Annotated in this window: 7 protein-coding genes; 5 read left to right on the top strand and 2 right to left on the bottom strand. The window is 66.8% G+C overall.

The window, feature by feature from the left end; all coding sequences use genetic code 11:
• Positions 1 to 257: 257 nt before the first annotated feature.
• Entirely contained in the window at positions 258 to 8555 is an 8298-nt protein-coding gene (locus ACM6LU_RS18865) for a SpvB/TcaC N-terminal domain-containing protein (protein ID WP_414939011.1), read from the top strand.
• A 692-nt stretch (positions 8556 to 9247) separates the two neighbouring features.
• Here the strand turns inward: ACM6LU_RS18865 and ACM6LU_RS18870 are convergent.
• Positions 9248 to 9595: a VOC family protein gene (locus tag ACM6LU_RS18870; RefSeq protein WP_414939012.1), complete on the bottom strand. Its 348-nt coding sequence runs from the start codon at positions 9593 to 9595 to the stop codon at positions 9248 to 9250.
• A gap of 85 nt (positions 9596 to 9680) precedes the next feature.
• On the opposite strand from ACM6LU_RS18870, the gene ACM6LU_RS18875 reads away from it, so the two are divergent.
• A complete protein-coding gene (locus ACM6LU_RS18875; protein ID WP_414939013.1) occupies positions 9681 to 9803 on the top strand; it encodes a hypothetical protein in 123 nt (40 codons plus the stop codon).
• Positions 9804 to 9867: 64 nt separating this feature from the next.
• Here ACM6LU_RS18875 and ACM6LU_RS18880 read toward each other — a convergent pair whose 3' ends face one another.
• A complete protein-coding gene (locus tag ACM6LU_RS18880; RefSeq protein ID WP_414939014.1) occupies positions 9868 to 11385 on the bottom strand; it encodes a nucleobase:cation symporter-2 family protein in 1518 nt (505 codons plus the stop codon).
• Between the two features lie 153 nt (positions 11386 to 11538).
• On the opposite strand from ACM6LU_RS18880, the gene ACM6LU_RS18885 reads away from it, so the two are divergent.
• The 3 genes from ACM6LU_RS18885 to ACM6LU_RS18895 all read left to right on the top strand — a co-directional run bounded on the left by ACM6LU_RS18885 (position 11539) and on the right by ACM6LU_RS18895 (position 12854).
• A complete protein-coding gene (locus ACM6LU_RS18885) occupies positions 11539 to 11712 on the top strand; it encodes a hypothetical protein (protein ID WP_414939015.1) in 174 nt (57 codons plus the stop codon).
• 300 nt (positions 11713 to 12012) lie between these two features.
• Positions 12013 to 12669: a class I SAM-dependent DNA methyltransferase gene (locus tag ACM6LU_RS18890; RefSeq protein ID WP_414939016.1), complete on the top strand. Its 657-nt coding sequence runs from the start codon at positions 12013 to 12015 to the stop codon at positions 12667 to 12669.
• Positions 12670 to 12710: 41 nt separating this feature from the next.
• The gene (locus ACM6LU_RS18895; protein ID WP_414939017.1) at positions 12711 to 12854 is read left to right on the top strand and encodes a hypothetical protein; all 144 of its coding nucleotides are present in this window, start codon (positions 12711 to 12713) and stop codon (positions 12852 to 12854) included.
• The last annotated feature ends 3 nt before the right edge of the window (positions 12855 to 12857 follow it).

Below are 12857 nucleotides of genomic sequence, written 5' to 3' on the forward strand. Positions count from 1 at the left end.
GGTGCCCGATCGAATAAGCGGATCGGACCACTCTATTCGGCCGGGTGGCGGATGCCGCTGACTGACTCGCCGTCGCGCCGAAAGTCGAGGTGGTTCTCCCGGCCGGCGTTTCATCGGAATTTCATCGACGGTCGATACCGTCGCCGAGATCTCGGTTCTCGTCCGCGTCGCCACTCTATCCCTTGTGTGACAACGATTGTCGCTCTTCGACGGGACCGCCTGCAGCTGAATTCATCGATCCAGAGGGGGTCGGGGGCATGTCTGCCTTCGCGTGGGCTCGTCGTCCGGTTCGTCATCGCCAGAAGGCCGTGGTGGTGGCGTTGATCTTGACGTTGGTGGCGATGGCGGTCCCTGGGGCGGCACCGCCGCCGTCGGTACGCGGGGCGGGGCAGGCCTCGGGCGCGGACGGAGCGGTGGCGGCTCCGGAACATCCCGAGGGGACGTCATTCGACCCGAATCGGATCAAGGACATCAAGGCGGCCGATCCGGGAGCCGGGGTGAACCTGATCGGGCCGCCGTCGGCGAACAACCTGGGTGACGCCCGGTTGTCGTACCCGCTGGAAGTGCCGAAGGGACGGGCGGGCCTGGAGCCGAAACTGGCGGTGGCCTACAACTCCTCGGGTGCGAACGGCTGGCTGGGGATGGGCTGGGACGTGTCCTTGCCGTCCATCACGGTGGACACCCGCTGGGGAGTCCCGCGATACGACCAGAGACTGGAGACCGAGACCTACCTTCTGAACGGTGAGCAGCTCACACCGGTCGCCCACCGGGGCGAATTGCCGAAGCGGACGGCGGAGAAGGTGTTCCACGCCCGGGTGGAAAGCCGGTTCGACCGGATCGTGCGACACGGGGACAACCCGGCCGGTTACTGGTGGGAGGTCACGGACAAGGCGGGTACCCGCACGCTGTTCGGCGGGGCGGCCGACACGATGTTGACCGACAAGGCGGGCCGCGTCGCCACCTGGGCGGTGCGTGAAGTCCGTGACACCAACGACAATGTCATGCGCTACCGCTATGCCAGGGTGGACGATGGCGGGACCGAGAAGTCGACCGTTCCGGGCAGCAACCTGTATCCGCGGGGGATCACCTACACCGGCCGCGGCGACGCCGAGGGCAAGTACTCGGTGACGTTCCTGCGCGACCGGGACCGGGGTGAGCCGCGTCGCGCGGACGTGCAGATCGACGCCAGAGGCGGGTTCAAGAAGGTGACCGCGGACCTGCTGCGGCGGGTCGAGGTCAAACTGGAAGACCGGCTGATCCGGGCCTATGAACTCGACTATCGGACCGGTGCGTTCGCCAAGACGCTGCTCGCGTCGGTCTCGCAGTTCGGTGCGGACAACCGCCTGTTCACCACGCACTCCATGGACTACTTCGACGATGTCCGTGACAAGGACGGCAACTACGACGGGTTCGCCGGGGCCGCGAAGTGGACGGTCGCCGATGACGATCTCGGGGTGAACGTGCGCGAAGGTGAGGCGTCGGCGTTGTCGGCGTCCACGTCGGTGGGGGCGGGCGGGCACCTGTACACGGGTTACAACCCGGCCTTGCCGATCAAGTCGGGTTCGGCCGGGGTGAAGATCGGTGCCAACGCCGGTGTGTCGGACGGGCTGCTGGCGCTGGCCGATGTCAACGGCGACAACCTGCCGGACAAGGTGTTCCGCAAGGACGGCGAGGTCTGGTACCGGCCGAACCTGGCCGCACCGGGCGGTCAGCCGAAGTTCGGTGACACCCCGATCAAGCTGACGGGGCTGCCCGCCATCTCCTCGGAGTCGACGCTGTCGGGCACGATCGGGGTGGAGGCCTACGCGGGGGTCGCGGCCCAGCTGGATCTGGTGTCCACGATCACCACGTCGGACCGCTACTTCTCCGACGTCAACGGCGACGGGATCACCGACCTGGTCAACAACGGCGGTGTACTCTTCGGATATCTGGACGCGAACGGGCAGCCCGCCTACAGCGAGGACAGCAAGCGGACGCCGGTCCCGGTGGGCGGCGGAGTGGCGTCGGGGAAGTTCGTCGGTGATCAGCGGGCGGCGTTCGACCGCGCGGTGGACACCTCGCCGCTGCTGGACAGCGTGCGCCGATGGGTCGCGCCGTTCGACGGGAAGGTCCGGGTGGACGGGCGGGTGCGGCTGGTGCCCGACACCAGCCCGGAACGGGCCGCCTATGACAAGGCCGACGGCGTGCGGGTCACGATCCAGCACAAGGACACCGAACTGTGGGCGCAGCGGATCGGCCCGGCCGACCACATGGAGTTCGCGCCCACCGGCGTCGACGCCGTCCAGGTGCGCAAGGGTGACGCGATCTACTTCCGCACCCAGTCCATTTTGGACGGTAAGTACGACACGGTGGCGTGGGACCCGACGATCACCTACGAAGGGAACGCCGGGGTCGACGTCAACGGGTTGAGTAACACGGTTTTCCAGGCGTCGAAAGACTTCACCATGGCCGGGCGGCAGTCCAACGTGACCGCGCCGCTGACCGGGACCCTGCGGCTGACCGGCGACGTGGTCAAGGACAAGGCGACCTCGGACGAGGTCACCGTGGTGATCAGCCACAAGGGCAAGGACGTCGTGTCCCAGAAGCTGCCCGCCGCTTCCACCGGGACCACGCCGATCGATCTGTCCGTGCCGGTGACCAAGGGGGACAGTCTGTCGTGGCGGTTGCGGGTGGATTCCTCGATCGACCCGACCGTGGTGAAGTGGGTTCCTCAGGCGCATTACACGCAGGCCGAGGGCGTGGAGTCGGTGGTGGACCACGCCGGGAAACCGACGATCGTGATCCACCCGCCGTTCGAACTGGACCTGTATCCGGTGTCGGACGGGACCAAGCCCCAGCAGTCGTGGAAGGCGACGAAGACCGGTCAGCTGACGGTGGCGCCGAAGATCGAAGCCGCCCTGACCAACAAGGACAAACACAAGGTCGCGGTCACGGTCAAGAAACGTGGCGGTCAACTGGTGGGCAAGACGGTGATCGAGGTCGACGGCTCGATCTTCCTGCCGACGCTGCCGCCGAGGTTCACTGTGCCGGTCACCGCGGGCGATGAGCTGTTCTTCGATTTCGCCACGCTGTATCCGATCGCGCCGACGGAGAAGTTGACGGTGTCGGCGACGGTCAGCGACAACGGGTGGCTGTTCACCCCGGTGCCGACGGCGTGGCACGCGACCGCGCCGCAGGGCGCGTTCGCCCAGCCCCATCGCGGCTGGGGCGTCATCGGCTACCAGGGGCAAGGGGACCGGGCGACCAAACCCATCGTCGAAACCGATCTGGTGCTCGACGAGAGTTTCAAGAACTCCCTTCCCAAGGCACCCAAGGAAGAAGACGTACCGGGCTTCAAGGCGAACCCGAAGGTGGACACGCCGCGTATCGCGGTGTTCGCGCCGCTGCCCGCGCAGGGGAGATGGGCGGGTGCCGACGAGGGCACCTTCGTCGGCGCGGACGCCGCGGCCAGTTCCCGCTACGGCAGTGACACCATCGACGTACTCGCCGATTCCGACGTGGCGGGGGCGAAGGGCGTGCCACGGCGGGGGATGAGCGTCCAGGTCTCCACCACGCTCGGCGTCGGGCCGGTCTCCGGCAGCCTCGCCGGTGGTATCACCGCCGGTGGTGTCGACTTCCTGGACCTCAACGGCGACCGGTTCCCCGACGTCGTCGGATCCGATGGGATCCAGTACTCCGACATGGCGGGCGGCCTCGGCGGGACCAGGGGTGAACTCGACGGGCCGGTGCGTGACTCGAACTCGATCGCGGTGTCCGTGGCGGCGAGCGCGGGCAGCCCCGCGCACACCAAGGGCACCGCACGGGGCACCGACGCCCCGACCGCCGAAATCGGCGCCGCCACCGCCAGAGCCGGACTCGAGATGCCCGCACTCGGACTGGGCGGCAGTATCGGCGGCGGCGAGTCGGCGGCCAGACTGGAACTGCTCGACGTCAACGGCGATGGTCTGCCCGACAAGGTCTACGCCGACGGCGATGTCGCGCTCAACCTCGGCTACTCCTTCGCCGAACGTGAACCCTGGCCCACCGGTCCGGTCAACACCGGGCAAACCGCCAACGTCGGCGTCAATCTGGGATTCAACCTCGACAACTACGGCTTCGCCGGCGGGGTTTCGGCGACTCTGGGCACGTCGACGACCAAGGCGGGCCTGACCGACGTCAACGGGGACGGCCTCGCCGACCGCGTGTTCACCGGCGACGCCGGGCAGCCGATCTCCGTGGCGATCAACACCGGGAGCGGACTCGCGCCGCCCGTGCCGTTCCGCGGCGGGTTCAGTGAGGTCGCGGTCGACAAGAACGCCACCCTCGCCGGCGGTGCCTACTTCACCTTCGGCTTCCCCATGCCCTTCGGCGGCTTTCTGGTGTTCAACCCGGGTGCCGACGCCTCCACCGGCATCGGCCGCAGCGAGATCGGCCTGCGTGACGTCAACGGTGACGGGCTCGCAGACCACGTCAAGTCCACCCGCGACAACGAATTGCTTGTCTCGGCCAACCAGACCGGCCGCACCAACCTGCTCCGCGGCGTGACGCGGCCGATGGGCGGGCGGATCGACCTCGACTACACCCGCACCGGCAACACCCAGGCCATGCCCGAATCCCGGTGGGTCCTGTCCCGAACCGGGTTGTCCGACGGCCGACCCGGCGACGGCGCCGATACCCAGCTCACCACCTACCGCTACGAGCACGGCAAGTACGACCGGCTCGAACGTGAATTCCAGGGCTTCGGCAAGGTCGTCACCGAACAGCGCGACCCCGGCGCGGCCGACGCGCTCTATCGCTCGACCACTGACGAATACCGCACCGACAGCCCGTACACGCGTGGCTTGCTCACCCGCACTCTGGCCACCGACAACGCGGGACGGCCGCTCACCGAAACCGTCAACACCTACCAGCTCCGTGACACCGCCGACGGCGGCGGCACGGGGAAGCCGGCCAGTGTGTCCCCGCAGCTGACCAAGGTGGACAAGCACTTCTTCGAAGGCACTGCCACACCGGGAAAGTCCACCCGGGTCGAGATGTCCTACGACGCGTACGGGAACCTGATCCGGTCGTTCGACGCGGCCGACGACGGCGCCGCCGACGACGTGGAAACCAGCTACGGCTACAGCGCGTCCGACCAGGCCTGCCGGGACCGCAACATCGTCGGCACCGCCAACCTGGTCAAACAGCGCGGCAGCGCCGTCTCGCGGCATAGCGAATCCACAGTGGACTGCAAGACCGGAACGGTCCGGCAAGTCCGCCAGTACCTCACCGACACCGTCTCGGCGGACATCGACCTGGAGTACTTCCCGGACGGGAACCTCAAGTCGGTCACCAAACCGGCCAACCGGACCGGTCAGCGGTACCGGCTGGAGTACGGCTACGACACCGTCGTCGGCGTGCACATCGAGTCCATAGTGGACAGCTTCGGATTGCGGTCCAGCGCGACGCATGACCTCAACTACGGGCAGGTGGCCAGTACCACGGACCAGAACGGTCAACAGGTCCTGCACGGCTACGACAGTGTCGGACGCTTGGACACGGTGACCGGACCCTATGAGATCGGGTCCGGCAAGGCCACGATCGATTTCGACTATCACCCCGAAGCCGTCGTCCCGTATGCCACCACCCGGCACCTCGATCGCAACGCCGCCGGCGTGCGCGAGGACACCATCGACACCGTCACCTTCACCGACGGGCTCAAACGCGTCCTGCAGACCAAAAAGGACGCGACGGTCGCCGATCGGGCAGGGGACACCCCTGCTCCGGTCATGACCGTGTCCGGCCGCACGAAGTTCGACTTCCTCGGCCGGGTGGTGGAGCTGTATCACCCGGTCACCGAACCCAAGTCCGGCGACAACGCCACGTTCAACACCGCCTTCGACACGGTGAGACCGACGCGGATGTCGTTCGACGCGCGGGATCGGCTGGTGAAGACGGTCTCGCCGGATGAGGTCACCGGCACCGTCGCCTATGGATTCGGGCCGGACCGGGCCGGGGTGACCAGGTTCGAAAGGATCGTCACGGACGGGAACGGCAAGCAGAAGCGTGCCTACCAGGATGTCCGCGAGCTGACCACCGCGGTCAAGGAATTCAACCCGGCCGGCGGGCAACCGGTCATCTGGACCGGATACGACCACGACCCGTTCGGGCGGATCATCGCCGTGACGGACGACAAGGACAACGTCACTCGATCCGAGTACGACGCCCTCGGCCGCCGCACCGTCCTGGACAGCCCGGACGCCGGCCGCACCGAGACCCGCTACGACCTGGCGGGGAACCCGACGGCGAAGATCACCGCGAATCTGCGGCAGGGCGACAAGGCGATCGAGTACGACTACGACCAGAACCGCCTCAAAGCGGTCCGTTATCCGATCTTCCCGGCGCACGACGTCACCTACACCTACGGCACACCCGGTGCACCCGACAACGCGGCCGGCCGGATCACCGAGGTCCGCGACGCGGCGGGCACCGTGACCCGCGGCTACGGTCCGCTCGGGGAAACCACCCGCGAAACCCGCACCGTCAAAACCACCGGGCAGGCGGATCGCGCGTACACCACCAAGTGGCGCTTCGACGCGTTCAACCGAGTTCTGCAACTGACCTATCCGGACAGTGAAGTCCTCACCTACACCTACGACAGCGGTGGGCAGGTCGTTCGCGCCACCGGAACAAAGAACGACACCGACTACACCTATCTCAACCGGCTGGACTACGACAAGTTCGGCCAGAAAGTCCTGCAGGAGGCCGGGAACGGGGTACGTACCACCTACACCTACGACGAGGCCGACCGCAGGCTCGCCACTCTCAAGTCGAAGACGCCGGGGGACGCCGAGTTCCAGAATCTCGGCTACAGCTACGACAAGGTCGGCAACGTGACGAAGCTGACCAACGACCCGCAGCAGAACTCGGCGATCGGCGGTCCGAGCAGCCAGACCTACGGCTACGACGACCTCTACCGGCTCACCTCGGCCAGCGGCCGGTACACCACCGAAACCAACCAGGAGAACAAATACACCGTGGCCCTGAGCTACGACTCCATCCACAACACCACTACCAAGACCCAGCACCACGAGATCACCGAGGGCACGACCCCGCCTGCTCAGGACGAAGCGGACACGGCGTCACTGAACCGAGGCGGCGGGGCGGGCGCGGCGTCGTCCGGACCGTTGTGGTCCGGGCCGATCGAACCGGTCGAGGATCCGGCCAACCCGCCCGGCATCCAGGACAAGACCAGCTACGACTATCGATACGAGTACGGCGGCGGTAAACCGCACGCGCCGAGCAAGGTCGGGCCGATCACCCAGGCCTACGACGCGAACGGGAATCTCACCGACACGGTGAACACCACCGCGGACGACGGAAAACGGCGTCAGTACGTGTGGGACGAGGAAAACCGGCTCGTGTGCACCCAGGACACCGCTGCCGCGACGGTTTCGCAATCCCCGGCGGGTTGCCAGGGCGCCACCGTCAGCTTCACCTACGACGCGGCCGGTGAACGTGTGATCAAGAACGGCGACGGCAGATCCCTCTACCCCAACCGCGCCTACAGTGAACGTGACGGCACCGGCTACAAGCACGTCTTCGTCGGCGACAGCCGCCTCACCACCAAAACGGTCGCGGCCGACGGCGATGAGAACGACCAGTCCTTCTTCCACGCCGACCATCTCGGTTCTTCCGGCTACGTGACCGACAACCAGGGCAAGGTCACCGAGCATCTCGAGTACCTGCCGTTCGGGGAGACCTGGGTCGAAGAGAAGGCAGGCCAAAGCGGCACGCCATACAAGTTCACGGGCAAGGAACTCGACGCCGAAACCGGGCTCTACTACCACGGCGCCCGCTACTACAACCCCAGAACCCAGCTGTGGGCGAGCGCGGACCCCGCCTTGCCCGACTATCTGGATTCCGGCGTCGCGGGTGGCATCGGCGAACCCCGCAACCTCGCCGCCTACACCTACGTCCACAACAATCCCGTCAAACTCACCGACCCCACGGGGAAGTTCCCGGTGGTCGACGACCGGACCATGGCGGAAATGGAGGTCCAGTACAAAACGAGGACAACGGGCGCGGGCGCGAAGGTTCTGTTCTCGAAACTCGGCCAAGAAAAGATGGTCACCCCCGATGAAAAAGCCATCTTCGATCGAACGAGTCTCCTCGACCTGAACTTGATGAACAACCTCGCCGAAGACGCGAAGGCCAATGCGGCCGGGCACTTCGGCGGCGCCCAGGGTAACGGCGAGGACGCGACGCGGGACGGGGATATCGGCAACGCGCACCAACACGCGTTGTGGAACGCTTTGCTGACGAAATACTTCGGCAGGGACAGGGCGAAGGAGCTCACCGACGCTCACGAGGCGACATCGGAGAACACGAACCGCCCAGCCGAGTTGATGGACCTGTACAACAACCGCGTCGGCCGGGACGTCTACAGCGAGCTCGCCGACAAACTCGGCCGCGAACCCAGCGACACGGAGGTCGCCGCCGCGGTCAAGGACGCGGTCATCAGTGGGAGAACGGTCATGATGGTCGACCCGGGTAACCCGCAGAGCAAGCTCCAGTGGACGGGGCCGAAACAGTGACGGCCGATTCGGAATGGAGTGAACGCGGCGTGGTGATGGCGCCAGGGTGAGGCTCGTGAGTGTGAAAGACGGCTGAAACCGTCGGTCCCTGTCGCGCGGTCGCCCACCCCCAGTACAGGAAAGCCCACTGGGGCGACCGGCCGAGTGTTCCGAGTCCGTGAAGGACTCCTTGAGGGACTCTGGGTCCCTCAAGGAGTCCTTCACGGACCGCGATCCTGATACTCACGACGCCGTCTGCCGTTCATGAGTGCGTGTCCGGCGATGGGTGGTGACTGAGGACCTTGGTCCGGACCCGTAGGCGTCGTCCGCAGGCCGCATCCCAGGCCGGTGAGCGGCAGATTTCGAGTGCGCAAGGTCGGCACGACGTCGGGTGGCGAAGCGGTCTCGTTGCCATGTGGATCAACGGTCCGTCAGTCCACGGAATGGTGTCGTCGTCGGCGTCGGCGTCGGCGTCGAGGTCAGGCCAGCGCCCGACCAGTTCACCGACGTAGTTCCCGAACGAAGTGGTCGGCGGGATGTTCCGGCCCCCCATAGGTTCGGCGTGGAGGGATACGAACGTCGCGCTTGCTGTCTCGTCGTCGGCAGGCATCGGGCCTTCCCAAACAGCGAGGTGGTTGCTCATGAACTCGGTCTTCCCCCGGTGCCCACGGTGCTGCCTCGCGGCCGCCCAGGCGTTCCGGCCGTCTGAGTAGTCACTGTCCGTAGATCACGACGACGTTGCCCCAGGGATCGCGTGCCACGGCGCGGACTTCGTGCGGGCCACGTTCCGGTTGCCGGATCACGTCTCCGCCGTGCTCCACGATGGCGGCCAGGGCCGCGGCCACGTCGGGAACCTTGAACGACGCCGCGGGCACACCACCGGTGACGTCCTCGGCGGGACCGGCGAGAGCGAGAGTGGTGCCGCCCGCGTCCAGGGCCGCGTAACGGTCACCGTCCACGAATTTCGTGGCCAGGCCCAGAGCCGCGGAGTAGAACCGCACGGCGGCGTCGACGTCGGCCACCGGGTGCAGCACGTTCCCGATCCTCGCGTTTTCGTTCATGGGACGACCGTAGCAAAACGCTGGCACGGCGAGGTTTCCATTGTCAGCCGGATGCCACCTTCGCCAGTGGGAGAGGCCTAAGCGGATGCTGGCGGCTCAGGCCGGCCGAGCGAGGGGAAGCGGTCTGGAAGCGGTGGCCATGGTGATCGTGGTGGCGGCATTGGCGAAAGCGGAGATGGGCGGGATCACCGGGTGGCAGCGGCGGTGACGATCGACGGCCGCGTCGCTGGTGGCGCCGCGATCGAACGCCGTGGCGACTCCGAAGACACTCGTCAGTGTCCTTCCGGTTCGGTGCCGATCCGGTAGTGCACGGGGCGGCCATCGGCGTCCCGCACCGGGACCGGTTTGCCGTCGGCGTCCACGATTTTGCCGTCGACGATCTTGTCGCCGTTCTCCAGCTGGGAGAAGGCTTTGAGGTCGGAGTAGTCGATCACCCGGGTCGCTGTCGCGAACACCGACGGGTCGGTGCCCGCCTTGCCCGGTTTCAGATGGTTGAACACCAGGTTCAACACGACGGCCATGAGCGCGGCGGAGCTGATCCCGGAGTGGAAGATCGTGCCGACCCATGCCGGGAAGTGGTGGTAGAAGTCCGGCGCGGCGATCGGGACCATGCCGAAACCGACGGAGGCCGCGACGATGACAAGGTTCAGGTTCCTGTTGTAGTCCACTTTGGACAGTGTCTTGATGCCGGCCGCCGCGACCGTGCCGAACAGCACGAGACCGGCGCCGCCCAGGACCGGGTACGGGATCGCGGCGACCACCCGGCCGAGTACCGGGAGCATCCCGAGGACCAGCAGCACCACTCCACCGGCGGTCACCACGAACCTGCTCCTGACCCCGGTGATCGCGACCAGTCCGACGTTCTGGGCGAACGCGCTCTGGGTGAACCCGTTGAAGATCGGAGCGATCGCCGAGGACGCCATGTCGGCACGCAGGCCGTCGCCGATCCGGCGCTTGCCGACCCGCGTTCCGACGATCTCTCCCACCGCGAGGATGTCGGCTGTGGTCTCGGTGAGGGTCACCAGCACGACGATGAACATCGACACGATCGCGGCGATGTCGAAGGTCGGTGCTCCGAAAGCGAACGGGGTCGGTATCGCGAAGATCGGGCCGTCCCCGACCTCGGAGAAATCGGCCTTGTCGAGGACGGCGGCCAGCACGGTGCCTGCCACGATCGACAGGAGGATCGAGAGCCGGGAGATCGCCGGGACGGCGACCTTGCTGAGCACCAGCACGATCGTCAGGGTCAGCGCGGCCAGTCCGATGTTGGACACCGAGCCGAAGTCCGCCGCCTTGGTGTTGTTGCCCATCGCCCACTGTGCCGCGACCGGCATCAGGCTGAGCCCGATCACCGTGATCACCGTCCCGGTGACGACCGGCGGGAAGTACTTCACCAGCCGCGAGAACACCGGCGTGATGAGCAGGCCGAGCAGCGTGGAGGCGATCACCGCTCCGAACACCGCGGGTAGTCCGCCATCGGCCACGATCGCTGTCATCGTCGCCACACCGGCGAAGGAAGTGCCCTGGACCAGCGGCAGCCGGGAGCCGAAGAAGGGTACGCCGTACGACTGCAGGATTGTCGCCAGTCCGCCGATGAACAGGCACGACGCGACGAGAAGCCCGATTTCGGCGGGCGAGACGCCTGCGACGCCGCCGATGATCAAGGGTGGCGCGATGATCCCGCCGTACATCGTCAGGACGTGCTGGATGCCGTAGGTGAAACTCTTGCCGATCCCAAGCCGTTCATCCTCGGGCCTGCCTGCCTCTTCGGCCCGTGTCCTCTTCACCATGGATCCGCCTCTCGGTAGAAGCGAGCGATTCCAGCTAATTTCAATCTGCGGAGATTAGCTTCCGCATGGCAGAAGTAGCAAGACCGAATGTGGAGTCGCGGTCCGGCTATCGGAAACACGGGGGACGTCTCGAAGAACGCGATGTGCTCGACCGTGATCATCATGCTGACGCAGATCAGGTGTGCAGCAGGCAACCTCGACTGCGCATGCCGAGAGGCGATCGCGACGACGATGCCCGCCGCCAAGTGGCCGACCGCGACGGGCACAGCGAAGCCGGCGGCCGGCACCGCATTGACCGAGGGGCGTGGGCCCGACCACCGGTCGTGATCCGTGGTAGGCGACGGCACCCACCGCGGGGCGTCGTCGGGACTGTCGCGTCAAGTGCGTTTTCGGCCGTTCTCCCCGCGAGACAGTGGCCGAGCGGATGGCGGTGTCGTCGCCGCTTAAGGTTCGGCGTATGAGCCGGCAGATCCAATTCACCGACCCCAATTTCAAGCTCGCCGTCGTCCAAGAGCTGATGTACAGCGTATTCGTGCCGGTGGGAGGGGCTGACCGGGCGCCTGGCACAGGGGCTGGCGGCGGACTTCGTGGTGCTGGACCGCGATCCGTGGGACTACGGTTCCTGGAATGAGCTGGTTGACCGAAACCCGGAACTCCTATGACGCCGACGCGGCCGGTTATGCCGATGAGACCCGCGACCTGCTCGACAGGAAGCTCCACGTTCGCGCGGGGGTCGTGCTGTTCGCCGACCTGGTCCGCGCGATCGGCGGCGGGCCGGTCGCCGATGTGGGTTGCGGGCCGGGGCACACCACCGCGTTGCTGCGGGAGCTGGGCGCGGACGCGTTCGGCATCGACCTGTCACCCGCGATGATCGAGATCGCCCGCCGCGAGCACGCCGGCGCGCGGTTCGAGGTCGGTTCGATGACCCATCTGGAGCTCGCCGACGGCTCCCTCGCGGGTGTGCTCGCGTGGTGGTCGCTGATCCACATCCCGGACGAGGCGGTGCCGGGTGTACTCGGACAGTTCCACCGGGTTTTGCGGCCGGGTGGGGTGCTGGCCGCGGGATTCCACGTCGGTGACGAACCGGAAAACCGGTCGACCGGGGACGGCGACCGGTCCGTGCACGCGTATGGGTACCTTCGCCGACCGTCCCGTGTGGCCGATTGGCTCCGTGGGGCGGGCTTCACCGTTGAGGCACAGCACCTCCTGAATCCGGACGAGCCGAAACCGGGCGCGATCCTGTTCGCCCGCCGGTCCGCGGCATCGCCGATCAAGACGGGGTGACCTCTATAGCAATGTGAGTTTTCTGGGATCGGGCCGCGGTCGTGCTCGCCGAAGTCCTGGCCGGCCGGCGCGACCAGGACGGGATCGCCGGCGCCCGCCTGAGACCGGCGGTCCTCGCCGACGACGGCGAACGGATCATCCGCTTCGGCGAATACCTCTCTTACGAGTCGTACGGCGAAAACTGAACG

Origin of the sequence: Amycolatopsis sp. cmx-11-51 (genome assembly GCF_047608665.1) — a bacterium.
GTDB lineage: Bacteria > Actinomycetota > Actinomycetes > Mycobacteriales > Pseudonocardiaceae > Amycolatopsis.

What these genes read in the sequence shown, in the direction of transcription:
- ACM6LU_RS18865 (WP_414939011.1), top strand. Translation starts at nt 258, where the DNA reads ATGTCTGCCTTCGCGTGGGCTCGTCGTCCGGTTCGTCATCGCCAGAAG.
- ACM6LU_RS18870 (WP_414939012.1), bottom strand. Translation starts at nt 9,595, where the DNA reads ATGAACGAAAACGCGAGGATCGGGAACGTGCTGCACCCGGTGGCCGAC.
- ACM6LU_RS18890 (WP_414939016.1), top strand. Translation starts at nt 12,013, where the DNA reads ATGAGCTGGTTGACCGAAACCCGGAACTCCTATGACGCCGACGCGGCC.
- ACM6LU_RS18875 (WP_414939013.1), top strand. Translation starts at nt 9,681, where the DNA reads ATGCTGGCGGCTCAGGCCGGCCGAGCGAGGGGAAGCGGTCTGGAAGCG.
- ACM6LU_RS18880 (WP_414939014.1), bottom strand. Translation starts at nt 11,385, where the DNA reads ATGGTGAAGAGGACACGGGCCGAAGAGGCAGGCAGGCCCGAGGATGAA.